The following is a 23,562-nucleotide window of genomic DNA, read 5'->3' as shown; positions in this document are numbered from 1 at the left end:
GTGAGTATGCGTTGACTGCGGTCGCTACTCGATCTTTTCCGCAGTGGACGCAGAGTCAAATGCCGGCCCTAGTACATCCAGAGTTTCGCCAGTGCGTCGGCCAGGGCTTCGGTGTCCTGCTTGTCGGTGTTGCAGCTGACGGCCAGCTCCTTACCGCGATCGGCGCTGATGCGGAACGCGGTCAGGAAGCCGCCCCAGGCTCCGTCGTGGTCGAGTGTTCCGTTGGACATCAAGTAGATTCCGGCGCCGTAGCGGTTCGCGCCACCGGGTTCGGTTTCTACCGCACCGGCCAGCTGATCGTCGAGGAGCCTCCTGCCGCCCACCGCCCCGGTCCGATAGTTGTCCGCCCAGCGCACCAATTGGCTTGGCGTGGTTTGGATACTGCCGTCGCCGACCTGCTCCCAGGGCGAGTCGGCAACCTGGTATCGGCCCTCGGCCCTTTCGTACGAGACGGCCTTGTGTGGAACCCGCCCGACCGGATCCACGACCATGGCCAGGCCGAGCGGCCGGAAGATGACGGCGTCCAGGTGCTGGGGCAGCGGCTGGCCCGATAACCGCTGCACGATCTCGCCGAGCAGCAGGTAGTTGGAGTTGGAGTACTCGAAGCTGCTGCCGGGCGCGAAGTCCAGCGCCGACACGCCCGCCAACGCCTGCAGGGCCTGCTCCTGCGTGGTGCGGTCGTGGATCCCGTAGCCCTGCGCTTGCAGCAACCCGGTGTAGTCGGGAATGCCGCTGGTGTGGTGGATCAGCTGCGTGACGGTCACGGTCCTCGCCCACGCCGGCAGGCTGGGCATGTGCTGCGACAGCGGGTCGTCCAGCGTGAGCTTTCCGGCTTCGACCAACAGCAGAATCGCGGTTGCCGTGAATTGCTTTGAGACCGAGGCGATGTCGAACACCGTGTCGGCGTTGATCGGCTCACCGCTCGCCAGGTTCGCCAAGCCGCGCGCCCCGGTCCAAACGGGTTTACCCTTCACGCCCACCGCGGCCGAACACCCCGGTGCGCCGGCCTTGACGGCGGCATCCAGCACCCGCTCGCTGCCCGCGACGACGGCAGGGTCGGTTGTCGTGAGCGCGGGGTCGGATGTCGTGGTGCCGACGACCGCGCCGTGGCCGCCGCACGCGCCGAGCAACAGTGCGACCGTGACGACGAGCGGAAGCCGTATCACGTTGTTGCGCAACGTCGGTAAGGGGGCTTACCGGTCAGGACGCACTGCCGGAGGCCGCATCCTGCGGGGCGGACCCGGCGGGCTCGCCGTAGCCCGCACCCATGTGCGGCACCTCGAGTGGCTCATCCTTTCGCGCGGCCGCGATAGCGCCGGTCAGCAGGGGTGCCAGCCCGGCGAACGACCCCACGTCGAACAACATCAGCGTCAGCAACCGGTTGTGGACGTACGCAAGCGAGCTCCCGGTGGCCGGGTCGGCCCACCCGACCGTGCCGCCGAGACCGATGTGTCCGTACCCGGGCAACAGTCCTGGCACGGGCGACGATTGATAGCCCTTGTGGTAGGTGAACGGGATGCCGAGGTTCAGATCCGGTGTCAGGTCGGGCTTGCCCTGGAGTTCGTCCACCAACCCCGACGACAGCAACCGCGAACCCTCGATCTCGCCACCGTTGGCGATGGCGCCGTACACCTTGGCCAGCGCACGTGCGGTCACGACGCCATTCACGGCCGGGACCTCGCCGTCCAGAAACGGCATGTCCCCCTGCAGCAGCGAGAGGATACCGGGGAAGTAGATCGAGCCGAGCAGCCCGGAGAACGACAGGCCCGCGATCTTCGGCGCGACAAAGTCGAGCACCGGCGTGGGGAACTTGGTCTGCGGCAGCAGCGTCTGGGCCGCGGTGGTCGGAGCGTCGGCCGGCGGCCGGCCCAGGTGCAGGCCGTCGGTGTCGAGGGTTTGGGCCAGCTCTTCGCGGAACAACTCGCGCATGCCCTTGCCGGTCACGGCGCGGGCCAACCCGGACAGCAGCCATCCGTAGGTGATGGCGTGATAGGCCAACTTTCCGTGCTGGGAATCCAGCGGCGCCGCGGCCAGCCGTGCTTCCATCCCGAGGTGATCGAGGATCTCCTCCTTGCCGACGCCCTTGAGATGCGCCAGGCCCGACCGGTGCCGCAGCACGTCTTCGACGGTCACCTCGGACTTGCCGTTCTCGCCGAACTCCGGCCAGTACTCGGCGAGGGGCACGTCGTACTCCAGCAGCCCGCGGTCCACCAGGCGGTGGATCACCGTCGCGGCCAGGCCCTTGGTGGCGGAGAACACCATCGCGCCGGTGTCGGCGGTCCACGGCACCTTGCCGTTGCGGTCGGCAAACCCCGTCCACACGTCGACGACCTGAACGCCCTCGACATACACCGACAGCGCACCGCCGCCGAACAGGCGCTGAGGGAACAGCGCGGAGAACGCCTTGATCGCCGCCGAGAAGCGTGAATCGCAGGCACCTTGGACGCCGGAGGGCAGGCCATTGTCAGGGGTGAGGACAGCCGCTTTCGCCATACGTGCATGATTGCGCCCCGAGCTGCCCGGCGCACGGGAAATCGCGATTTACAGATTTCAGTTGGGCCGCGCGGCACCGCGCCAGGACGGATCCCGGCCGAGGCGGGCCAGCAACCTCGATTGCAGGTCGGCGTCATCGGAAACGGCGACCGGCGCGGCGAACATCCCGGAGCCGGCCAGGGCGTCGGGATCGGCCGGCAGCTGGTCCCAGAAGATCGCACACCACGCGGGATCCAGCGAATCGTCGGCGCCGACTGCGCGCGCCAGGTCCCAGGTGTGCACCAGCACGTCCCGGGTAAGCCGAGGGACCAACGTGTCCGCATCCAACCGCGTGGCCGGTCTGTTTCCGATCGGCGGCACGTCAACGACGCGACGGAAAAGTTCTCTATCGTCCAGAGCCTGCCGGACGCTTCGGTAGGTCAGCTCCCACCGTCGCAGCGGATCATTCTGGGGGCGTTGCGGTTTACGGCCCAGCGGTCGCAGCAGCAATACGTCGTGGAAGCCGATCACGTGCTCCAGCACATCCCTGGCATGCCAGCCAGCACATGGTGATTCGCAATTCCATTTGCCGTCCGCTGCTGCGACCGCGGAGCCGAACCGGCGGCATACCGCCAGGTGCAGGTCGGCGCCCGCCGGAAACGTCACTTGTCCGACCGCAGCAGCCTGCCGACCAGCGAACGGTTCGGGTCGGCGTCGCGCTCGGCGAGCATCAGCTCGATGCCCTTTTCGACCGCGGCGGCGGTGCGCTCGCGCACCTTGCGCGCCAACGCGTCGTCGGCCTCCTGGCCCTTGAACGCTTTGGTGGGGATGGGCTTACCGAACCAGTAGTACTGGCGTTCCGGACGCGGCAGCGGCGTCAGGCCCACACCGCGGACCACAATCGGGGCGTCCGGCGAGCCGAGGAGCTTCTCGGTGAGGAAGCCGACCGGCGCCAGCAGCTTGGAGTCGCCGTCGAGCAGGATGTCGATGCCGTGTTCGGCTCCCACCGACGCGAACGGCACGATCGGATAGCCATGCTGAATTGCCAGGCGCGCGAATCCGAGTCGGTTCTTCCACACCAATTTGTATTGCTCGTTCTTGCGCTTGTTGACCTCGCGTCCGCCGCCGGGGAATACCATGACCAGCTCGCCGCGCCGCATCAATTCCGACGTGATCTCCCGAGTGCCCTCGACCACACCCATGCGCGTCAACGCATCCCGCCAGCCCGGGATCTTGAAGTGCGCGTGGTCACCGAGCGAACGGACCATCCTGCCCTGCTTCCACAGCTCTGCGGCCAGGAACGGCGCGTCGACCATGCCCAGCGTGTTGTGGTTGCCGACCAGCAGTGCCCGCTTGGTGGGCACGTTCTCGATGCCGTAGACCTTGGGCTTGATCACCCTTCGCAGCGGCTCCATCAGTCGCAGGACCGCGGCGACGTCGGCCTCCGTGGGCGCGGGCGGAACGGCAAGGGTGGCGGCGCGACTCACACGGCGAGTATGCGCGCGCTCCCCCGCTGAAGGCAGCGTTTTCCGACGGCACCGGCACAGGTAGGGTACGCGGCAGTCCCAGTCAGGGTCGTTCGGTCGTTTCACCAGGGAGTCGGGCATGTCGGGTCGGAAGTATTCGTTCGAGGTCAACAAGACCAGCAGCGCGCCGCCGGCGACGGTGTTCCGGTTGGTGACCGACGGGGCCAACTGGTCGAACTGGGCCAAGCCGATCGTCGTCAGCTCTAGCTGGGCGCGGCAGGGAGATCCCGCGCCGGGCGGCGTCGGGGCCATCCGCAAGATCGGCGCCTGGCCGGTGTTCGTGCAAGAGGAAACCGTCGAGTACGAGCAGGACCGCCGCCACGCGTACAAGCTGGTAGGGCCGGCGCCGGTCGACGACTACTTCGCCGAAGTGGTCCTGACCCCGAATGCAGCCGGCGGCACTGACATTCGTTGGACAGGCTCCTTCGTCGAAAAGGTGCGTGGGACGGGTCCGTTGGTGCGGGCCGGCATGGGCGGCGCAGTGAAGTTCTTCGCGGGAAAGCTGGTGAAGGCGGCCGACCGCGAGGCGGGTCGGTAGCGGTCCGGGAGCACCGCCGTTTGTCGGCGTCGGCCGAAACTACTAAGCTGGGCTAAGTGATTGACGTCCTGATCGCGGGCGCCGGGCCCAACGGGCTGATGCTGGCCGGCGAGCTGGGGCTGGCGGGTATCCGGCCGGTAGTGCTGGACCCGCTGCCTGGCCCCAACCCGGAGCCTCGGGCCAATGGCGTTGTGGGTCAAGGGGTTCGGGTCTTCGACCACCGAGGCTTGTACGAGGAGCTGTCCGGTCTGGCGGGTCGGCCGCAGCTCGCGCCGCGCGCCATGTTCGCGGCCTTCGCGCTGGATCTGGCTCTGGCGCCGGATTCTGAACTGTTCATGCTCCCCATCCAGCAGCCCCGACTGGTTCGGCTGCTCGCGCAGCGCGCCAGCGATAACGGCGCGGACATTCGCTGGGGTCACGTGCTGACCGGATTCGACCAGCACGACGGCGCCGTCACGGCACACATCACCGGGCCCGACGGCGCCTACGACCTGAAGGCCAGATACCTGATCGGCGCGGACGGCGGCACCAGCACGACCCGCAAGCTCGCGGGTATCGAGTTTCCCGGCATGTCGTCCCACGACGCCGTGGCCAGCATGGGCTTTGAGGTGCTGCCGCCCGCCGAATGGGTCGATCCGATCAGCGGCGGCCTGGACGTGCCGGGGTTCGGGCGCGTCCCGCCCCTGCAGTTTCAGCGCGTGGAGCGGGGCGTCTTCGCGTGGGGTGCGCTCGGTGGCCGTGCCGCGGTGATCGTCTTCGAATTGGACGGCACCGCCCGCGAAGACCCTGGCCTCATCAATCGCGGCGACGGTGTCGACCCGCCGATGAGCCTGGCCGAGCTGGAGGCCAGCGCCAAGCGAGTACTCGGCGCGGACATACCGTTGCGGCCCACCTCCCCCGGCGCCCCGCTCGACCTGCGCCGGTTCTTCGGCATCAACTCACGACAGGCGTCCCGATACCAGGTGGGACGGGTGATTCTGGTCGGCGACGCCGCTCACGTGCACTCGCCGATGGGCGGACCGGGGCTGAACCTCGGTCTTCAGGACGTGATGAACCTGGGCTGGAAGCTGGCCGGCGTCCTGCGCGGGCGCGTGGGGCCTGAGTTGTTGGCCACCTATGAATCCGAGCGCCGGCCGGCCGCCGAGCGGGTCATCATGCACAGCCGCGCTCAGCTGGCGCTCGTCCGGCCCGGTCCCGAGATCACCGCGCTGCGGCAGCTTTTCGCCGAACTGCTCACCGATCCCGCCGCGGTGCGTCGCCTCACCGAGCTGGTGTCGGGGGCGGAGAACCGCTATCCGGCAAACCCGGGTGCGCATCCGTTCGTCGGGGGGTGGGTGCCCGATTTCGCTATCGAGATCTCCTCCGAAAAAGGTTATGTGACACGGCGTGTAGCGGAGCTGGCCCGCAACGGACGTCCACAGCTGCTCGACCTCACCGACCGAGGCGTGGTGGCGGCCGCGCTCCCCGGTGTCGACGACGGGCTCAGCGTCACGGTCGGACGTGCGGTCGGCGATGTCGACGCGACTGCCCTCCTGGTGCGCCCCGACGGCTACGTGGCCTGGGCATCATCCGCCGGCGCACCCGCCGCCGACGAATTGCGCGAACTGCGTCGCCTGCTGACCTATTGGTTCGGCGTGGCGACCTCGTCCTGATACTTCTTCGTCATGTGCTCGACGGCCTGCAGCTGCGTCTGCGCGAGACCGTCCCGGACCTGCCCGGCCCGCGCCGCCGCGTCCAGCGTGGGTTGCGCCTGACCCTGAAAGTGCGGGATTACTTCGGCGGCGAACAACTCGGCGGACCGCTTCGTGGCTGCGGGGTTGGCCCACTCGTGGCCCATCTGCAGGAAGCAGCCGAATCCGCCGGACTGGTCCCACAGCCGTTGCACCTGGGCTCGCGCCCGTTCCGGGCCGCCGATGACACCCGCGCCGCTTTCGTTGATGATGTCGATCATCTCGTCGAGCTGCTCCCCCGGCATGGTCATCTGCGGGAACGCGGCAACCTTCTGGAAGTAGTTGAACCACGACTCGATGCCGAACTTGACGTCTTCCCTGGCCTGCGCGTCGGTCTCGGCGATGTGCATGGGGCCAACCAGGCTCCAGCTGCCGCGGTCAACCTGCGTGCCGAAGGTCGCGGCGCGCTCTTCGACGATGTCCCAGTGGTAGGACAGCGCGTTGAAACCGTCCACGATCAGCGTCGCGCCGATGGACAGCAAGCCGATGCCGTGCTTGCCGGCCAGCCGCGCGCCCGTCGGTGAGGCGACCGCGGCCACCGCCAGCGGGATGCCGCCGTCCGAGTACGGGGCCAGCTGCAGCTGCGCGTCGAACAGCTGATGCGTGGCGGTCTTGGCGCTGACCGTCTCCCCCGCCAGCAGGCGTACCACGATGTCGAGGTTGGTTTCGAGAAGCTCACGCGTGTCGGTAGGAGTCAACCCGATCATCGCGGAATCGGTGGGCAGCGAGCCCGGCCCCACGCCGCCGATCACCCGGCCGTGGGTGAGGTGATCCAGCAGCATCAGTCGGTCGGCGACCCACAGCGGATTGTGATACGACAGCGAAATCACGCCGGTGCCGAACCGGATCCGCTTGGCGCGCTCCGCGGCTGCGGCGATGAAAACCTCAGGCGAACTGATGATTTCGCTACCGGCCGAATGATGTTCGCCCAGCCACACTTCGTCGAAGCCCACCGCATCCAGGTGCTCGATGAACTCCAGGTCGCGCTGCAAAGCGAGCGTCGGGTTGGTGCCGGCCCGGTGGAATGGGGCGATAAAGTATCCGAATCTGAGCTTGCCCATGGCGGAACCTTAACGCGAATCGGTTGACCGCCCCAGCCCCGGACCTGGCCGGTATGGGCTCAGATCACGGGGTGCCCCCGCAGATCGTGCCGACGCAGCCGCCGCCACCGCCCGGACCGCCGCCGCCACCGCCGACGCCGGGAATGCTGCCGCCCCCGCCGTTGGGCCCGCCACTGCCGGTGGGGCCACCCGGAATGCTGCCGCCTCCGCCGCCCGGGCCGCCACCGCCGGTGGGACCGCCCGGGACGCTGCCGCCTCCGCCGTTGGGTCCGCCGCCGCCGGTGGGACCCCCGGTGCCGGGCGCGGTCGTGGGCGCGCCACTGGTTGCGGGGGCGGACGTCGACGTCGTAGGAGTCGCCGGGGTCGTGGAACTGCTGGGACCCTTGTTCTCGCTACCGCCGCAGCCGACCAGCAGGACAAGCATCGCCGCGCCGCCGAACACCGCAGCGGCCGTACGAGTTTCAGTTCTCATCGGGCTCCCCTAAGTCTCGTTCAGTTCGTGAGTGTGCCTACCCCGTCGCCCGCGGGCGCAAACGGAACGATGAGGACCCGGACGGCCGAGGACGCCAAAGCGCCCGCACGCGGTGCGTGCGAGCGCTTTGGCGTCTAACCCGAGAAGGCACTAGGCCGCCGTTGGGTTGAGGGGTGCAACCCAACGGCGGCCTAGTCTCATTGACGGCGACCCGCTGCGCGCGGCCCTGCCGCGCTGGCGGTCGCCTTGGTCGGGGCCCGCCGATGCGGGCGGCTAGCAGGGGCTCAGGCCGGCGATGCAGCCGGCGGCGAGGTCGGTGGTGTGCGCGCCGGTGCTGGGAGCCACGTGATACGCCGGGTTCGGGGTCGTCATCGCCGTGGCGAAGGTGTTGACGGCGCTGCCGCCGAACCCGACCGTCAGCGCGATCGCCGCGGCCCCACCGAACATCGCGGCCACTTTCTTGATTCCAGTCATTGCGCTCTGCCTCTCTGTTTGAAGCTTGTTGCCGATGGGTAAACAGTATCCGTCTGCAACTGTTTCAGCAAGGGAGACTTGCATCACTAAATAGTGTGCTGTGCCGAGCAGACGCGAAAGCCCCCATTTCGGTCCCGAAATGGGGGCTTTCGCGTCTGCTCGCGAGGGGTGGCCCGCTACCCCTCCTTGAGGATCAGCCGGCGCAGCGCCTCACGGTCAGGCTTGAGCAGCTCTTCGATCCGCGGGTGATTCACCTCGGCGACGATGATCTCGCCGACCTCCGGGTAGACCTCGGTGAAGATGCCGTGCGACTTCATCTTCTCGGTCTGGTACAGGTTGTCCTCGGTGGGCGTGACGTAGTACACCGCGTCGGCCTTGAAGCGGTGCACCAGCCAGAGGTGGATCAACGTCATCAGCCGCTTCTGCCGCAACTTCTCGGCAAAGGTGTTCTGGTCGCGCACCTGCAGGATGCTGCGGCCGTGCCGATCCTTGATGGGGTCGACGACCACGTTGGCCAGCTGCTCGTCACCGGTGCCGTAGATGCCCAGCTCGAGCACGTCGGACCCGGCACGGCGGGGCCGCAGCGTCACGCGGAGCTTCTCACCCAGCTTGTAGTGGTCGCTCCACAGCGCCAACCACTCCTCCAGCAGCTTCTTGGGCACCTCGGTCTGCACCAGGTGCTGATGCTGCGTGGAGCCCTTGCCCATGGCCTTGGTGGTCGCGGTGCGGCCCGACGAGGCGGACAGCGCGGCATCGCTGCGCGGACCACCGACCAGCGTCTGCGGTGTGCGGTACGGCGATTCGACCAGCCGCATCTTGCGCTGCAACCGAGCCAGCGCCAGCATGCCGTCCTGCCTGAGGTTGGTGGCGAACTCCTCGGCGGCCACGCCGTCGATCTGGTGCCCGCCGTAGGTGATGAAGTTGAAGACAAAGCCCATCTTGCCCAGTTCCGCCGGGAACTGCTTCATCTCCTCGTCGGTCATACCGGTGGTGTCCCAGTTGAACGATGGCGACAGGTTGTAGGCCAGCATCTGGTCGGGGAACACGGCGTGGATCGCGTCGGCGAACTGCTTGGCGTCGGCGAGGTCGGCGGTCTTGGTCTCCATCCAGAGGATGTCGGCGAACGGCGCCGCCGCGAGCGACTTGGCAATCGCGTACGGGATCCCGCCGCGGATCTGGTAGTAGCCCTCGGGGGTCTTGGTCAGCTCGCAGTCCCACGGCGGGTCCACGCCCAACTCCTTGGCCTTCGCCCGCGCGGTGTAGAGCGACGCCCGCTCGGCGAACGCGCGCCACTCGTCGGAGCTCATCTCGGCCGGCTCGCCCTCGCTCTGGTCGAAATCGAGCACCTCGGCTACCGCCTCGGCGTAGGTCATCACGCCGGCGTCGTCCTCCCAGGCCGCCACGAACCGCGACTCGGCATGGTCGAAAAGGTCGTCGACCGAACCCTTTTCGTTCTCCCGCCACGCGTTGACGGCCTCGGAGATGACGCCCATGATGCCCTGCCGTTCCAGCCAGGCGGTGGCGGCGGCGTACTCACCCTCGGCGAGCGCGTAGAGCAGATGGCCGTTGAGGTCCTTGACACCCAGCTCGTAGAAGCGCCGGACCATCGCCAGGAAGCACGACTTGTACGACGGCACCTTGAGGTTGGTGGCGCCGAGCAGGAAGGGCTGGTCGCGCTCGTCGGCGCGGCTGTCGATCAGGTTCGCTGCCTCGGCGTCGGTACGGGCGACGATGATGCCGGGCACCCGCATGACGTCGAGCTGGAAGCGCGCGGCGTTGAGGCGCTTGATCTGCTCGTCCGACGGCACCAGAACCTTGCCGCCCTGGTGGCCGCACTTCTTGGTGCCCGGACGTTGGTCCTCGATGTGGTAACCCGGTACGCCGACTTCCACGAAACGACGGACCAGGTTGCGCACGTGTGGGTCGCCGCCGTGGCCGGTGTCGGCGTCGGCGATGATGAACGGCCGGAAGTCGAACTCCGGGGTGGTGGCCCGCTGCTGTTCGCTCATGTTCAGCCGCAGGTACTGCTGATTGCGGTCGGCGGTGAGCAGCGCGCGCACCAGCACCGCCGCGTCGTCCGGCACTTGGCTCAGCGGGTAACTGGCCAGGTCCGGGCCGGGGTCTTCGGTGACCGATCCCTTGGCCGATGTCGCCCATCCGCCGAGGTAGATGCCCTCGATGCCCATCCGCTTCATGCTCACGGCCTGGCCCGGCGAGTAGGGGCCGAACGTGGTGATGCTCTTCTTCTCGGCGAACAGTTCGCGCAGGCGCTCGTAGAACGCCGCTGCCGCATTACGCGCGACGGTGTAGTCGGTGGGGATGGTGCCGCGCTGCTCCACTACCTGGCGGGCCGTGTAGAGGCGGGTTATCCCGTTAAACCGCGGGCCGTCGATGTATCGCTGCGTGGCGGCTACTTCATTGTCAAAGTTTTGTTCGAAAGGTGAATGGACCTCGGTGTCCGATTCGACGATGGCCATCGGTTTACGCTCCCTCTTCAGCACGGTTCCGCTGACTGACAGAGTGTATCCCCGGCCCGGGCGATTAAATCATCGGTCACTAGGGACTCATCGCTTCGACTGTTGAATCCTTGGGCCGTAACTGTTTTCACCGAGGCTGACGCCGGCGGTCGCGGGTTGGCCGCGGCACCTGCCGGGGCGTCTCGCCACAGCGGTCCCAAACGGCCCGGCGGCGAGTAGTGTGTCCGCCGTGCAGCCGGAATTGCGCTTTGACAGTTGGTACCGCCCCCTGGCGGTGCCCGTGGGCCTCGGACCGAAAAACAGCGAGCTCCGCATCGAGGGCGGAACCCTGCGCGTGAAGATGGGCTGGGCGTTCACCGCCGACATTCCCCTCGCGTCGATCAGGCAGGCCGAACCGAGCAACGAGCGGGTGTTCAGCGCCGGCGTGCATGGGCTGGGCTCGCGCTGGTTGGTCAACGGGTCGCGTAATGGCTTGGTGGCGCTGACGATCGAGCCCCCGGTCCAGGCGAAGGTCTGGGTGAGGTCGGTGCGGCTGAGCAAGCTGGTGCTCAGCGTGACCGACCCGGACGCGTTCATCGCCGCCTGCACCACGAAGTAGCTGGCGGCTACCGGGACCGGCCGCCCGGCTGTCGTCGCAGCCAATCCCGCTGACGGCGTACGAATTCCGCGTCGACGGCACTGCCGTGGCCGGGGACATAGATGCCGTCGGGTCCGCCGAGCTCCAGCACCCGGTCCAGCGTTGCCGGCCACGCGGCCAGGTCCGAGTCGCGGTCGATGGCGGGGTCGGCGGACTCCTCGACAAGATCGCCGGTGAACACGACGACCCGACCGTCGGTGCCGGGAGCGACGACGACCAGGTCCGCGGTCGTATGGCCACCGCCAGGGTGGCGCACGGTGACGCGGCGGTCGGCGAGATCGATTACGGCGTCGTGGATTTCGTGCTGCGGTGGCCGCAGGGCGGCGATCGCGCGGTCGATCTCGTCGGCGTCCGCGCCGTGGTTCAGCGCGTCGTCGCGAATCAGCCCGGTGCCCGACGCGAGGTAGCTGGCGACCTCGGGAGCGCAGTACACCTCCGCCCCGGCAAAGTGCGACGAGCCGAGCACATGGTCGAAGTGCTTGTGCGTCAACACAATATGGCTCACCGGGCCGCCGGTGATCCGCCGAACGTCGGCCTCGGTTGCGGCGGCTTCGGCGAGTGTGCTGCCGGTGTCGACGAGCAGTGCCCCGGCACTCCCCCGCACCAGCCCGACGCTGACGTCGCAAAAGGGCAGCCGACAGCGATATACGCCGTCCGCCAACCGTTCCCAAACGAAATTCATAAAAAGAATGCTGGCCGCAGTCGCGCGAGACGCGTCGGTAGGATTCGCGCATGGGGTGGAAGTCTCCGAGCCGGATCATCCTCGTGGTGATCGCCCTCGTGGTCGTGGTCGTGGGCGGCGCGACGTGGTTGCTGATCCACTTCAACAAGATGCCCACAAACGACGGCGGCTCGCTGCATCCGACCGCAATGAATGGCACTCACGTCATCATGGTCGTCGCCGTCGACGCCAACGGGCAACCGGCCAACGGTTACCGGCTGCTGCCCGGTTCGGACCCCAACACCGTCGCCGAGGTCTTCGACTGCACGGTGTCGCCCTCGACGGTGGCCGGCAACGTCTACTTCTGCGCGCCGAGTGCGGCGGCGGCCGACGTGTGCTGGGCGGGAACCCCCGGGTCCCTGCTGTGTCTGAACGATCCGTGGGACAAAGGGCTGCACCGCGTGACCTACACCGGAGAGCTTTCACACGTGAAGGCGCCGACCTCGCCCGAGCCGTTTGCGCTGGAACTCGAGGACGGCACGCGATGCCGGCTGCGCAACGGCGGCGCCTGGGGCGGCCGCGACGACGGTCTGGTAGGCGTTTACGGGTGCAACAACGCAAACCTGAACGTACTCGGATCGGGGCCGGATGCCCGCAGCACGGCGATCGACCGGTCGCAGCCGATGTGGTCGGTCAAGGTGGGCGCGCTGGGCGCCGGCAATCCGCAGCTGCCGTCGCCGCAGAACCGCTCGGTGAAAACGGCGTGGTACGCCGGCACGTGAGCACACCGGGCGGCGCGATGGCGCACCGGAATGTTTGAGGGCGCGACCGCCGAGCAGGCCCACGCGATCCTCGCCGCCGCACACCGTGTGGTGCAACAGATTCCGGTTGCCGACGATCCGCGCTCGGGTCGCGGCGACGGGGTCGTGGTCGCCGCCGGACGGCTGTTGTTCCGCCCGGCTCTGCACGTCGACGTGAGCACGCTGCCGCGCATTGAACCGCAGGACCTGGCGCGCGCGGTCGGGCCCGACCGGGAGCTGGCCGAGCACGCGGCCGCGCTGATCGCCTGCGCCGCACTGGCTGACGGACACATCGATGCCGAGCGGCTGCGCAAGGTGGTCGAGTACGCCCACGCGATGCACGTTCGTGCGGGCTGGGTGCGCGACATCCTGCAGGTGGCGCGCGGACATCTGGCATGGGCGATGGCCGACATGACACGTCGCAACCGCTCGACGTTCCCGGGTTGGGGTACCCCCGACGACGTGCTTGCGCCGATGACGCCCTATACGGCGCAGACCGACGAGGACAAGCGGCTGGCCGCCCGGTTCTGGGCGCTCGAGGAGCTGCCCAAGCGTAGCTACGGCCATCAGTTCTGGGCCCATTTCCGCAAGCACGGGTTTGCCTTTCCCGGTGAAACAGACGCCTTCACAGAACTTTTCGCCGTTCCGCACGACGGCCTGCACGTGTTGTCGGGCTACGGCACCTCGATCCAGGGCGAGCTGCTGGTCAGCACGTTCACCGGCGCGATGCACCGGCGGGACGCGCTGCGGGCGCACATCCTGCCGGTGATCTTCGAATGGCATGTGGGCCACGAAGTCAACGGCATCGGAGCCCAGCAGGGCGCGCTGGACCCGATCAAATTCCTGATCAGCTGGCAGCGCGGCGCGTCGACCACCACCGACGTGCTGTCCGAGGATTGGGATTTCTGGGCCGCGGCCCCGCGCGACCTCGACGAACTGCGCGCCGAATACGGCATCCAGCCGCTGCTGCCGGCCGACGCCGCGTCCGGCGACGAAGTGGTCGTCGCCGGCAACGCGGACCCGTACGCTAACTAAGCCCGCGTCGAGGCGGCGCCCGGCTCGAGGAGGCAATAGTGCGTGCAGTTGTCATCACCAAGCACGGCGACCCGTCCGTCTTGCGGGTGCAGCAGCGGCCCGACCCGCCGCCGCCGGGTCCCGGGCAGCTGCGGATCGCGGTCCGGGCCGCCGGTGTGAACTTCGCCGACCACCTCGCCCGCGTCGGTTTGTATCCCGATGCGCCGAAGCTTCCGGCGGTGGTCGGTTATGAGGTGGCCGGGACCGTCGACGCCGTCGGCGACGGCGTCGATAAAGCCCGGGTGGGCCAGCGGGTCCTGGCCGGCACGCGGTTCGGCGGGTACGCCGAAATCGTCAACGTCGCCGCGAGTGACTCGGTGCCGCTGCCCGATGCGCTGAGCTTCGAACAGGGCGCGGCGGTTCCGGTCAACTACGCGACGGCCTGGGCCGGGCTGCACGGCTACGGGTCGTTGCGCCCCGGCGAGCGGGTCCTGATCCACGCCGCGGCAGGCGGGGTGGGCACCGCGGCGATCCAGTTCGCCAAGGCCGGCGGGGCCGTCGTGCATGGCACTGCTTCCCCTGGAAAGCATCAGCGGCTGACCGAGCTGGGCGTGGACCGCGCGATCGATTACCGCCGCGACGGCTGGTGGAAGGGTCTTGAGCCCTACGACGTGGTGCTCGACGCGCTGGGCGGCACGTCGCTGCGCCGCTCCTATGATCTGCTGCGCCCGGGTGGACGGCTTGTGGGCTACGGGGTTTCGAACATGCAGGAGGGCGAAAAGCGCTCGCTGCGCAAGGCGGCGCCGCATGCCCTGGCGATGCTGCGCGGCTTCAATCTGCTCGACCAACTCTCTGACTCGAAGACCGTCATCGGCCTGAACATGCTGCGACTGTGGGACGATCGCGGCACGCTGGAACCGTGGATCACGCCGCTGGCCGAGGCGCTCAACGACGGAACGGCCGACCCGATCGTTCATGCGGCCGTGCCGTTCGCCGAAGCGCCCGAGGCACACCGAATCCTGGCCGCACGGGAAAACTTCGGCAAGGTGGTGCTGGTGCCCTAGGCAAACCCTAGGCCGGCCCTAGGCCCGCACGGTGTTTTTGGCACCGCGAATCTGGCAATATCTGCGCAATGGCAGTCAGAGATAACCGCGACATCGTCATCGAAGCCACCCCGGACGAGATCCTGGACGTCTTGTACGACCTCGAAAAGTTGCCCGAGTGGTTCCCGACGACCAAGTCGGTCGAAGTCTTGGAGCGCGACGAGGAGGGCCGTCCGCTCCTGGCCAAGCAGGTCGTCAAAGTCGTGGGCATTCCTGACGAGCAGGTACTGGCTTATGCGTCCGAAGACGACGGGGTGAGCTGGACGCTGGTCAGCGCCAAAGGGCAACGCGCGCAGGAGGGCCGGTACACGCTTACCCCGCAGGGCGATTCCACCAAGGTCCACTTCGACCTGATGATCGACCTCACCATCCCGGTCCCTGGATTCCTGATCAAGCAGGGAACCAAGGGAATCATGGACCTGGCCACCAAGGGCCTGCGCAAGCGGGTGCTGGAGCAGAAAAAGCGCGCCAAGTAGCGCTGGCGATGCGAATCGCGGTCAGCAAGACTGTCCTCCATGGGTAATGCATCTCGGCGCATCGGAGGGCTCGGTGCGGGGCTGGCACTTCTGGCGGTGCTCGGCCTCGGTGGTCCCGTCGGGCCCGCCGCGGCGGCGCCCGCCGACGTGCCGTTGACGATCACCAGCCCAGCGTTCGCCGACGGCGCCGCGATTCCGGTGCAGTACACCTGCAAAGGGACCAATATTTCGCCGCCGTTGGCCTGGTCGGCGCCGACGGGTGCGGCCCTGGTCGTGGACGACCCGGACTCCGCGGGCGGGGCGTACGTCCACTGGATCGTGACGGGAATTCCTCCCGGCCCGGGCAGCGTCCCGGAGGGGCAGATTCCCGGTGGGGGCAAGGTGCTGCCGAATACCAAGGCGCAGAAGTCTTATAGCGGTCCCTGCCCGCCGGCGGGCAGTGGTGTGCACCACTACCGGTTCACGCTGTATCAGCTGCCCAACGACTACAAGATCCCCGGCCACGTGGCCGGCGCCCAGGCGGCCCAGACGATTGCCGGCGCCGCGACCGGGCATGCCCAGCTCACCGGGACCTTCGAACTCGCGCTGCACGGGTGAATCAGGTTGTACGAATAAGGCTTTGACAACCGCCGCTAGGACGCGTCGTCCAGCGCCTGATAACCCGCGTTGTAGCCCGGCGTGAAGGTGATCCCCGGGCCGCCATGGCAGCCCGCGCCGCCGAGGTAGAGACCGTCGATCGGAATCGCCATGTCGAGGAAGCCCTTGGGGCCGGGGCGGTTGGGGCCCATCAGATCCGGGTGCAGCAGGCCGTGGCAGAAGTCGCCGGCGGGGGCACCGAACATGGTGTTCATGTGATACGGCGCAAAGGTGATGTGACGTATCACGATGTCCTTGAAGTTCGGGGCTAGCCGCGTGATCTTGTCGATGACCCGCTGTGCCATCTCGTTTTTCAGGTGCCCATGTTGATTCCGACTGGCTTCCACGGGAAACGCGTAGGCGTAGGCGCTGGCGGCGTGCTTGCCGGGTGGGGCCATCGCCGGATCGTGCACCGACGGTATCTGCATTCCCATCGACGGGTTGTCAGGGATGAGGCCCCGGCGGCAGGTTTCCCATTGCAGCTGTTGCTCTTCCGGGGAGCCGAAGATGCCGACCGACTGCTGCATGCCCTCCTCGTTGAGCAGCTCGTACGGCGGGGCGAACTCGGGTAGCCCGTCCAGCGCGAAGTGGATCTGCACGAACGAGGCCCGGTGATCCCGATCCGACACCCGCGAGATGAGTTCCGCCGGAACATGTTCGGAGGCGATCAGTTCGGTGAGCGTGCAGTCCGGCGACAGGTTGGACACGACGATCGGCGCGGACAGCGTCGAGCCGTCCCGTAGGCGTACGCCGGTCACCGCGCCGCGCTCGACCAGGATCTCCTCGACCCTGGCGCGAAAACGGATCTCACCGCCGTGCGAGATGAACAGCTCGCGCAGGTGTTCGGTGAGCGCGCCGATGCCACCCCTGAGTTTGGTCATCATCGCGGTGCTGTCTGTATCGTCCTGGGGCACCGCCAGCGCGAACGCCAGGCATGTGGCGCTGCCCGGGGTGTACGGCCCGCGATAGGTGGAGTTGACGGCCAGGAAGGCGAGCATCCCCCGCATGACCGCGTGCCGGTCCTTGTCGGGCAGGTACCGGTCGATCACGTCCATCGCCGAACCGAACAGCATCTCGTGGATCGCGCGACGCTCGGCGTCGTTGGCCGCGCAGGCATACATTTCGTCGATCGTTTTGGGTGGCTGGCGAACATCGAAGCGGCCCAGCGCTTTTGCGGGTCCCTGGCTCCAGCCGATCAGCTCGGCCATGCCGGTGACGGCGTCGAAGCCGTGCTTCTCGCCGAGGTGGGCCATCAGCCGCATCGGGTCGCGGTAGAAGACCATCGGCTCCTCGCCGTGGTCGCCGATGTTGGTCGACATCACGTCCGGCTCCACCGTGGGCAGCGTGTCGAGCCCGAGGTCCTTGGTGATCTGGCTCGCTGTCGGGAACTGCACAGAGCCCGCGATCTCGTAGCGGAACCCGTCGATCAGCTCGACCGTCGCCGCCATTCCGCCGGCGTAGGTGTTGGCTTCCAGGCACACCGTGCGCAGGCCCGCGCGCTGCAGGATCGCCGCGGCCGTCAGCCCGTTGTGCCCCGCGCCCACCACGATCGCGTCATAGCCCGTCTCGCCCATAGTGGCAACAATATGTCAGTACTGACATGATTGGAAGGTGTCAGAACCGACCGCGCCGACCAATCGCCACGAGCTGCGCCGACGATCCACCCACGAGGCGCTTCGTCAAGCTGCGCTGAAAAGCTTCGCGCGCAAGGGATTCACCAATGTGACCGTAACGGAGCTGGCGCAGGAGGCCGGCGTCACCGAGCGCACCTTCTTCCGCCACTTCCCCACCAAGGAGGCGGTGCTCTTCGGTGACTACGAGACGCACCTGGAATGGCTGGCCGAGGCGCTGGGCGGGCGTCCGGCCACCGAGCCGCTGTTCGACGCGGTGCTGGCCAGCGTCGCCGCCTTCCCCCACGACCTGGAGCTGGTCCGCCAAGCGGCGACGGCGCGTGCGGAGCTGATCAGCGCGGAGCGTATCGCGGGCCATCTGCGGGTGGTGCAGTCGTCGTTCGCGCGGGTGCTGACGGAATTCGTCCGCGGCCGGCACCCCCAGGCGCCGAACCCCGACCTGACCGCCGAGGTCGCGGGCGCCACGCTGGCGGCGGCTCTCGTTGCGGCGGTGGAGCATTGGGGCCGCAGCGGGTGCGACGGCGACCTCGGGGAACTGGTGGCGACGAGCCTGGACCTGGTGCGCTCGGGCCTGGCGTCGCTGACCTAATGGGTGTCGGCGGCCAGCCGGATCAGTCCGCGGCGCAACGACGTGTCGCGCTTGCCGGCGGTCGCTGACGCTCAGTACAGGGGTGACCAGGCGGACGTGCGCAGCAGCCGGCTGGTCCACTGATCGCGCAGGTCCAGCGCGTCGTGCAGCCAGGTGCCGGGGGCGCGGTGTTCCGGCGGGACGTGGCTGCGCAGCAGCTCGAGGAGCGCCTCCGGGCGGCGGATGCGCTGCATCAACGTCACCTCGCGGCGCAGATGGCTGCCCAGCGCCGGCTGGAAAGCCGCCTGGATCGACATCATCGCCGAGGGGCGCTCGAGGCTCTTGGCGTACACCAGGCCGCAGCGTTCGATGTACTCCTCGAACTTGTCCTGGTAGGGCCACATGGTGTCTTCCATGTAGAGGCTCAGTTCGTGCTCGCGCCCGTCGACCGGCACCTCGCGCAGCGACACGTCCTGCAGCGGCGACCACGGCAGCGGGACCAGCAGCTTGGCCTCGACGTCGTGGCGGAGTTCGTCCACGCGGCGCACCCACTTCTGCAGGTCGCCCTGCTGCACGCGCAGGGCCAGGCGCTCCCAGGCCGCCCCGCCCTGGATCGCGGTGACGGTGACGACGGTATAGGCGGGTCCGCTGCCCTGCGCGTGATCGGCGTACCAGAGCAATCGGGCGTCGTCACCGTCGGCGAGCATCGGCATCCAGCCGTCCCGGTAAGCGGCCTCGAAGTCGTCTTCGGCGCGCCCGCGCACTTTGTGTACCTCGTGCATGAACAGCACGCCGAGCCCTCCCGGATGCAAGGCGCTCTGCTCCGAACGCTCTTCGTTGCTACGGACGGTATCCCCGGTGGTCACGCCTGTCGACTCGGGGCCACGTGTGCGCCTTCTATGACCTACGTAGGCGCGGCGGCGCTGGGTTCAGCACCGTAGACAGCTGCGCCGAAAATCTGGTTTGCTCACGCTTAGACATCGACGACAGCTGAGGTTCGAGTGGACATTGCATCGGTTGACGAACTGCTCACCACGACGCGGTCGGTGCGCAAACGGCTGGACCTGTCCCGGCCGGTCAGCCGCGAGGTCATCCTCGAGTGCATCCGGCTGGCGATGCAGGCGCCGACGGCCAGCAATGCCCAGGACTGGCGGTGGTTGGTGATCACCGACCCGGGCAAGCGCGCCGCGATCGCCGACGTGTACCGCAGCATCGGCGAGCAGTATCTGGCCTACGCCGCCAACAGCGCGACAGATCCGCAGACGCGGCGCGTGTATCAGAGCGCAATGAGCCTGACCGACACGCTGGCCCAGGTTCCGGTACACGTCATCCCCTGCCTGGACCGCCGCATCGACACCGCCGAGCTGGGCATCGCCGCGGCGGCCTGGGCGTCGATCATTCCGGCGGGCTGGAGCTTTCTGCTCGCACTCCGGTCGCGCGGGCTGGGATCGGTGTGGACGACGATGCACCTGTTCAAGGAGCAGGAGGTGGCCGCGTTGCTCGGCATCCCGCCGACCGTGACGCAGGCCGCGCTGTTCCCGGTGGCCTACACGATCGGCACCGACTTCCGGCCTGCCGCCCGGCCGCCCGCCGAGAGCATCACGTACTGGGATGCCTGGGGTGATCCGGGCTGATGCAGTCCTACACCGTGCGCTTCCACGTCGATGCGCCCCCGAGGAAGGTGTGGCGAGTGCTGCATCCCCCGGCGCCGCCGAACTCGCCGCGCCCGCGGGTCCTCGAGTGGCCTGGCGGCAGCATGGAGATCCTGCACGAGGGTGACGAAGCCGGTGAGGGCCTGGTCCGCACCTGCATCTACGAGGTGCCCAAATACCTGCTCTCCGGCGGTCGGGCGCGGTCCTGGGAGACCGTGACCGAGGCCAAGATGCACAAGCTGTCCCGCTACGTGGCCGTCGGCGCGCCGCTGTGGTCGCGTGCGGAGGGCTACCACGAGCTCGAGGAACAGCCCGACGGCAGCACGGTGCTGACCTTCCACGAGACGTATCACGCCTACCACCCCGTGCTGCGGTTCTTCCTGGAACGTCCTGTGCACGCGAAGATTTCGCGCGACAACCTCAAGACGTACGAGCATGCGCTGGCCTATGCCGGGCAGGTGCGGCGGCTGCCCTGAGCGCGCCGATTCGGGCAGGACGGCGAAAACGCAGCCCCCGGTGAGACCGGCATGGGAAGGTGCCGTCATGGCCGAGGACGCTGACGTGCTTGTTCCGCTCGATTCCCTGGTTGTCGAAGTCCTCAGCGACAACGTCAGCGACAACTATGTGACCAAGACGCCGTTCGCCACGTCCGAGTTCGCGAACGTGGTGGACGCCGGCGCCACCGTGATTTCGGGTCGAAACCTGCTGGTCGCCAACCTGGGCTACGGCCTGCGGTTGACGTCGAGGGTCGGGTCCGTGGAACACGTGATCCTGTTCGACACCGGCACGGAGGGTGCGGCCTTCCTGCGCAACTGCGCCAGCCTCGGCATCCGCCTTGGCGACGTGGAGGACATCGCGGTCACCCACGGCCATTGGGACCACATGGGCGCGCTCGTCGACGCGATCGATTCGATCGTCGCGCAGCGCGGGTCGGTGACCGTTCATGTCAACCCGCTGATGTTCCGGGAACGCGCGGTGACGCTCGCGGACGGGCTGGTCATGCCGACCGAAAAGGTCCCGACACCCGCGCAGATGCGGGCCCACGGCGCTGTCGTGGTCGACGACGCCGGCGAACGCAGCCTGCTCGAGGGCCATTTCTACTACAGCGGCGAGATTCCACGGGTCAGTGCGTTCGAGAAGGGCCGGTCGGATCACCTTTGCCGTACCGCCGACGACGCCGCCTGGGAGCCCGATCCCCTGCTGCTGGACGAAAGGATGTTGGTGGCGCATGTGCGCGGCCTGGGGCTGATCGTCTTCAGCGCGTGCTCGCACGCCGGCATCGTCAACGTGTGCACCGAGGTGAACCGCCGCTTTCCCGGCATCCCGATACATGCGGTGATGGGTGGTTTGCACCTGGGCGGGGTGATGGAACGCATCATCGGCCAGACGGTGCAGGCCTTGGCGCCGTTCGGGATTCGTCACATCATCGCCGGCCATTGCACGGGTTGGCGGGCTGTCCATGCGCTGGCCGACGCGTACGGCGACCGGGTGAGCCAATCCGCCGTGGGGACCAGTTACCGTTTCGCGGACGCGTGAGTCCGGCGGCACGCCTCAGGGGATCAGGATGAAGCTCATCCCCGGCCAGGCTTCGGTGGTGAGCACGTCGAATTCGTTGAAGCCCGTCGAGCGGAATCCGTTGGCCTCGCTCGCCCCGGTGCCGTTGTTCATCTCGATGAGCGTGATGCGGTTGCCGCTGACGGCGTCGACCCAGGCGACGTGTCCGTAGCCCCCGACCAGCGCTGTGCTGTAGACGGCGATCGAGTGCGGCTCCGGGTCGCTGACCACCGTCCAGCCCGCCGCCCTGGCCTGGTCGGCCCAGTCGGTGGCGTTTCCGGTGAGTGCTTTTGCGTAGTAGCCGGTGTGCTCGTGTATCTGCTCCTGGGCGCCCCAGGTGCAGTACCCCTCGTAGCCGCCGAGGGGGTTGCGGTCGGTCGTGGCGCCTTTGGTCCGATCGGCGCTCGCATCCGACGGTGTGGCCAGCGAGAGCACGCAGCCCATCGCAACGGCGGCCACAACTCTGCGGCACCAACGCGTCGGCGCGTTCACGTTGGTTTTGTCGCCGCGCGGCCACCATTCGTTTCAGCGGATTCGAAATGGGCTGCTCATCCCGGTAACCTGTTCGCTATGTGGTTCAAGTCGGCTTCGGATGCGAAGAGGCTTTTGGCGGCGGGGCTGCTGGTCGCGGGCGCGGTCGCGTCCGCGGGAGTCGCCGGCGCGGATCCGGAGCCGTCGCCGTCCGGGCCCCCGCCGGGTCCCGCACCGGCGCCCGCCGCCGCACCCAAGCCTGCTATGGACCACGACGGCACCTACCTGGTCGGCAAGGACATCGCGCCGGGCACCTACAGCTCCGGCGGACCGGTCGGCAACGGCACCTGTTACTGGAAGCGGTTGGGCAACCCCGACGGCAACCTCATCGACAATGCGCTGAGCAAGAAGCCGCAGGTAGTGCAGATCGAAGCGACCGACAAGGCATTCAAGACCAACGGCTGCCAGCCCTGGCAGAACACCCCTGGCGCGGCGGCACCGCCGGCCGTGCCCGGACCCATCGCCGGAGCCCAGCTCCAAGGTGACCTGGGCGCCCTCAACGGCCTGCTCGGCCCCAACGGCCAGCGAGTGCCGGGGACCTGACGGGCCCCGATTCCGCCATGACGGCCCCCCAGCAGGTGGTCGTGATCGGTGCCGGCGTGAGCGGTTTGACTTCTGCGCTGTGTCTGGCCGAAACGGGATGGCCGGTGCGCGTGTGGACGGCCGCGCCGCCGCGACAGACGACGTCGGCGGTGGCGGGCGCGGTGTGGGTTCCCCCGCGGCCGGGCAAACGTGCCGCCGAGACGCTGGCCTGGTCCGCGGAATCGCTGGGGGTGTTCCGTGAGCTGGCACAGGACCCCGCCACCGGCGTGCAGTTGGCGCCCGCGCTGACTGTCGGCGATCTGACCGGTGACGACGCGATGTCGTCCGCGGCTCATCTGATTCCCGACCTGCGTCCGGCCGATGCCGGTGACGTCCCCGACGGTTTCCGCGTCGGGTTTCACGCCACCGTGCCGATGATCGACATGCCGCACTACCTCGACTACCTCACCGGGAGATTGGCCGCGGCCGGCTGCGAAATCGAGATCCGACCAGTGCGCTCGCTGACCGAGGCCGCCGACGCCGCGCCGATCGTGGTGAACTGCGCCGGGCTGGCCGCCGGGGCGCTGACCGGCGACGATTCAGTTCGCCCGCGGTTCGGTCAACACGTCGTGCTGTCCAATCCCGGTTTGCGGCAACTCTTTCTGCAGATCGACAGCGACCCGGAGTGGACCTGCTACTTCCCGCACCCGCGGCGCGTAGTGTGCGGCGGCATCAGCATCGCTGACCGCTGGAACCTCACTCCCGATCCTGCGCTGACCAATCGCATCCTGCAGCGCTGCCGTCGGATCCAGCCTCGGCTGGCCGACGCGGAGGTGCTCGAGACGATCACGGGACTACGGCCAGACCGGCCGACGGTGCGGGTGGAGGCCGAGTCGCTCGGGCGGGCCCGTTGCATCCACAACTACGGCCACAGCGGCAACGGGGTGACGTTGTCGTGGGGATGCGCGCGCGACGTGCTGCGTCTGATCGCCGGAACGTGAAGCTGGCCGCACGTTGGGCGGCCGGA

Annotated in this window: 26 protein-coding genes; 14 read left to right on the top strand and 12 right to left on the bottom strand. The window is 68.1% G+C overall.

Translation table 11 applies throughout. From position 1 onward, the window contains the following. Positions 1-68: 68 nt before the first annotated feature. The 4 genes from AC5Y5V_RS14810 to AC5Y5V_RS14795 are packed head-to-tail and all read right to left on the bottom strand — an operon-like array spanning position 69 to position 3,887. The gene (locus AC5Y5V_RS14810; RefSeq protein WP_499936364.1) at positions 69-1,178 is read right to left on the bottom strand and encodes a serine hydrolase domain-containing protein; all 1,110 of its coding nucleotides are present in this window, start codon (positions 1,176-1,178) and stop codon (positions 69-71) included. 22 nt (positions 1,179-1,200) lie between these two features. Further along, the gene (gene lipL / locus AC5Y5V_RS14805) at positions 1,201-2,493 is read right to left on the bottom strand and encodes an esterase/beta-lactamase LipL (RefSeq protein WP_499936362.1); all 1,293 of its coding nucleotides are present in this window, start codon (positions 2,491-2,493) and stop codon (positions 1,201-1,203) included. A gap of 57 nt (positions 2,494-2,550) precedes the next feature. Then, positions 2,551-3,138, bottom strand: a complete 588-nt coding sequence (locus AC5Y5V_RS14800) for a maleylpyruvate isomerase family mycothiol-dependent enzyme (RefSeq protein WP_499936359.1) — start codon at positions 3,136-3,138, stop codon at positions 2,551-2,553. Continuing rightward, positions 3,135-3,887 (bottom strand): lysophospholipid acyltransferase family protein, encoded by a 753-nt coding sequence (locus AC5Y5V_RS14795; protein WP_499936446.1) that lies wholly within the window; start codon positions 3,885-3,887, stop codon positions 3,135-3,137. Before AC5Y5V_RS14795 ends, AC5Y5V_RS14800 begins: the two co-directional genes overlap by 4 nt. Positions 3,888-4,077: 190 nt before the next feature. Here AC5Y5V_RS14795 and AC5Y5V_RS14790 point away from each other — a divergent pair, with 190 nt between their 5' ends. Together AC5Y5V_RS14790 and AC5Y5V_RS14785 are read left to right on the top strand one after the other, a co-directional pair. After that, positions 4,078-4,536, top strand: coding sequence for an SRPBCC family protein (locus AC5Y5V_RS14790; RefSeq protein WP_499936356.1), 459 nt, complete (start codon positions 4,078-4,080; stop codon positions 4,534-4,536). A gap of 56 nt (positions 4,537-4,592) precedes the next feature. Next, positions 4,593-6,188 carry an FAD-dependent monooxygenase gene (locus tag AC5Y5V_RS14785; RefSeq protein WP_499936353.1) on the top strand — a complete coding sequence of 532 codons (1,596 nt, stop codon included), beginning with the start codon at positions 4,593-4,595 and terminating at the stop codon, positions 6,186-6,188. On the opposite strand, the gene AC5Y5V_RS14780 is transcribed toward AC5Y5V_RS14785, so the two are convergent. From AC5Y5V_RS14780 to aceA, 4 genes are all read right to left on the bottom strand, one after another. Further along, a complete protein-coding gene (locus AC5Y5V_RS14780; protein ID WP_499936351.1) occupies positions 6,158-7,327 on the bottom strand; it encodes an LLM class flavin-dependent oxidoreductase in 1,170 nt (389 codons plus the stop codon). The genes AC5Y5V_RS14785 and AC5Y5V_RS14780 overlap by 31 nt on opposite strands. 64 nt (positions 7,328-7,391) lie before the next feature. Further along, the gene (locus AC5Y5V_RS14775; protein ID WP_499936349.1) at positions 7,392-7,799 is read right to left on the bottom strand and encodes a hypothetical protein; all 408 of its coding nucleotides are present in this window, start codon (positions 7,797-7,799) and stop codon (positions 7,392-7,394) included. Between the two features lie 273 nt (positions 7,800-8,072). Next, positions 8,073-8,273, bottom strand: a complete 201-nt coding sequence (locus tag AC5Y5V_RS14770) for a hypothetical protein (protein WP_499936345.1) — start codon at positions 8,271-8,273, stop codon at positions 8,073-8,075. A 176-nt stretch (positions 8,274-8,449) separates the two neighbouring features. Then, complete coding sequence (aceA, locus tag AC5Y5V_RS14765) at positions 8,450-10,750, bottom strand: isocitrate lyase ICL2 (RefSeq protein ID WP_499936340.1); 2,301 nt, start codon at positions 10,748-10,750, stop codon at positions 8,450-8,452. Positions 10,751-10,979: 229 nt separating this feature from the next. Here aceA and AC5Y5V_RS14760 point away from each other — a divergent pair, with 229 nt between their 5' ends. Next, a complete protein-coding gene (locus AC5Y5V_RS14760) occupies positions 10,980-11,348 on the top strand; it encodes a hypothetical protein (RefSeq protein WP_499936336.1) in 369 nt (122 codons plus the stop codon). 7 nt (positions 11,349-11,355) lie between these two features. Here the strand turns inward: AC5Y5V_RS14760 and AC5Y5V_RS14755 are convergent, their stop codons facing one another. After that, positions 11,356-12,069: an MBL fold metallo-hydrolase gene (locus tag AC5Y5V_RS14755; protein ID WP_499936334.1), complete on the bottom strand. Its 714-nt coding sequence runs from the start codon at positions 12,067-12,069 to the stop codon at positions 11,356-11,358. Positions 12,070-12,119: 50 nt separating this feature from the next. On the opposite strand from AC5Y5V_RS14755, the gene AC5Y5V_RS14750 reads away from it, so the two are divergent. From AC5Y5V_RS14750 to AC5Y5V_RS14730, 5 genes are all read left to right on the top strand, one after another. Then, positions 12,120-12,830 carry a hypothetical protein gene (locus AC5Y5V_RS14750; protein ID WP_499936331.1) on the top strand — a complete coding sequence of 237 codons (711 nt, stop codon included), beginning with the start codon at positions 12,120-12,122 and terminating at the stop codon, positions 12,828-12,830. A 30-nt stretch (positions 12,831-12,860) separates the two neighbouring features. Next, a complete protein-coding gene (locus AC5Y5V_RS14745; protein WP_499936328.1) occupies positions 12,861-13,883 on the top strand; it encodes a hypothetical protein in 1,023 nt (340 codons plus the stop codon). A 38-nt stretch (positions 13,884-13,921) separates the two neighbouring features. Further along, positions 13,922-14,926: a zinc-binding dehydrogenase gene (locus tag AC5Y5V_RS14740; RefSeq protein WP_499936323.1), complete on the top strand. Its 1,005-nt coding sequence runs from the start codon at positions 13,922-13,924 to the stop codon at positions 14,924-14,926. Between the two features lie 68 nt (positions 14,927-14,994). Further along, positions 14,995-15,441: an SRPBCC family protein gene (locus tag AC5Y5V_RS14735; protein ID WP_499936318.1), complete on the top strand. Its 447-nt coding sequence runs from the start codon at positions 14,995-14,997 to the stop codon at positions 15,439-15,441. A gap of 39 nt (positions 15,442-15,480) precedes the next feature. Next, positions 15,481-16,038 (top strand): YbhB/YbcL family Raf kinase inhibitor-like protein, encoded by a 558-nt coding sequence (locus AC5Y5V_RS14730; RefSeq protein WP_499936314.1) that lies wholly within the window; start codon positions 15,481-15,483, stop codon positions 16,036-16,038. A 35-nt stretch (positions 16,039-16,073) separates the two neighbouring features. Here the strand turns inward: AC5Y5V_RS14730 and AC5Y5V_RS14725 are convergent, their stop codons facing one another. Then, a complete protein-coding gene (locus AC5Y5V_RS14725; protein WP_499936311.1) occupies positions 16,074-17,651 on the bottom strand; it encodes a phytoene desaturase family protein in 1,578 nt (525 codons plus the stop codon). Between the two features lie 37 nt (positions 17,652-17,688). On the opposite strand from AC5Y5V_RS14725, the gene AC5Y5V_RS14720 reads away from it, so the two are divergent. Further along, on the top strand, positions 17,689-18,297 hold the full coding sequence (locus AC5Y5V_RS14720) for a TetR/AcrR family transcriptional regulator (protein WP_499936307.1): 609 nt from the start codon (positions 17,689-17,691) through the stop codon (positions 18,295-18,297). 71 nt (positions 18,298-18,368) lie between these two features. Here AC5Y5V_RS14720 and AC5Y5V_RS14715 read toward each other — a convergent pair whose 3' ends face one another. After that, positions 18,369-19,142, bottom strand: coding sequence for a hypothetical protein (locus AC5Y5V_RS14715; protein WP_499936303.1), 774 nt, complete (start codon positions 19,140-19,142; stop codon positions 18,369-18,371). A gap of 135 nt (positions 19,143-19,277) precedes the next feature. Here AC5Y5V_RS14715 and AC5Y5V_RS14710 point away from each other — a divergent pair, with 135 nt between their 5' ends. The 3 genes from AC5Y5V_RS14710 to AC5Y5V_RS14700 all read left to right on the top strand — a co-directional run bounded on the left by AC5Y5V_RS14710 (position 19,278) and on the right by AC5Y5V_RS14700 (position 21,464). After that, positions 19,278-19,910, top strand: coding sequence for a nitroreductase family protein (locus tag AC5Y5V_RS14710; protein ID WP_499936299.1), 633 nt, complete (start codon positions 19,278-19,280; stop codon positions 19,908-19,910). Then, positions 19,910-20,404, top strand: a complete 495-nt coding sequence (locus tag AC5Y5V_RS14705; protein WP_499936295.1) for an SRPBCC family protein — start codon at positions 19,910-19,912, stop codon at positions 20,402-20,404. Before AC5Y5V_RS14710 ends, AC5Y5V_RS14705 begins: the two co-directional genes overlap by 1 nt. A 67-nt stretch (positions 20,405-20,471) precedes the next feature. Beyond that, positions 20,472-21,464, top strand: coding sequence for an MBL fold metallo-hydrolase (locus tag AC5Y5V_RS14700; RefSeq protein ID WP_499936293.1), 993 nt, complete (start codon positions 20,472-20,474; stop codon positions 21,462-21,464). Between the two features lie 15 nt (positions 21,465-21,479). Here AC5Y5V_RS14700 and AC5Y5V_RS14695 read toward each other — a convergent pair whose 3' ends face one another. Continuing rightward, positions 21,480-21,974, bottom strand: a complete 495-nt coding sequence (locus AC5Y5V_RS14695; RefSeq protein WP_499936291.1) for a CHAP domain-containing protein — start codon at positions 21,972-21,974, stop codon at positions 21,480-21,482. A gap of 78 nt (positions 21,975-22,052) precedes the next feature. Here AC5Y5V_RS14695 and AC5Y5V_RS14690 point away from each other — a divergent pair, with 78 nt between their 5' ends. Further along, positions 22,053-22,556: an Rv1352/Rv1906c domain-containing protein gene (locus AC5Y5V_RS14690; protein WP_499936287.1), complete on the top strand. Its 504-nt coding sequence runs from the start codon at positions 22,053-22,055 to the stop codon at positions 22,554-22,556. A gap of 17 nt (positions 22,557-22,573) precedes the next feature. Beyond that, positions 22,574-23,536 carry an FAD-dependent oxidoreductase gene (locus AC5Y5V_RS14685; protein ID WP_499936284.1) on the top strand — a complete coding sequence of 321 codons (963 nt, stop codon included), beginning with the start codon at positions 22,574-22,576 and terminating at the stop codon, positions 23,534-23,536. Positions 23,537-23,562: the final 26 nt, after the last annotated feature.

Source organism: Mycobacterium sp. NGS68, from assembly GCF_059812195.1.
This window is presented reverse-complemented; position numbering and strand designations above follow the sequence as displayed.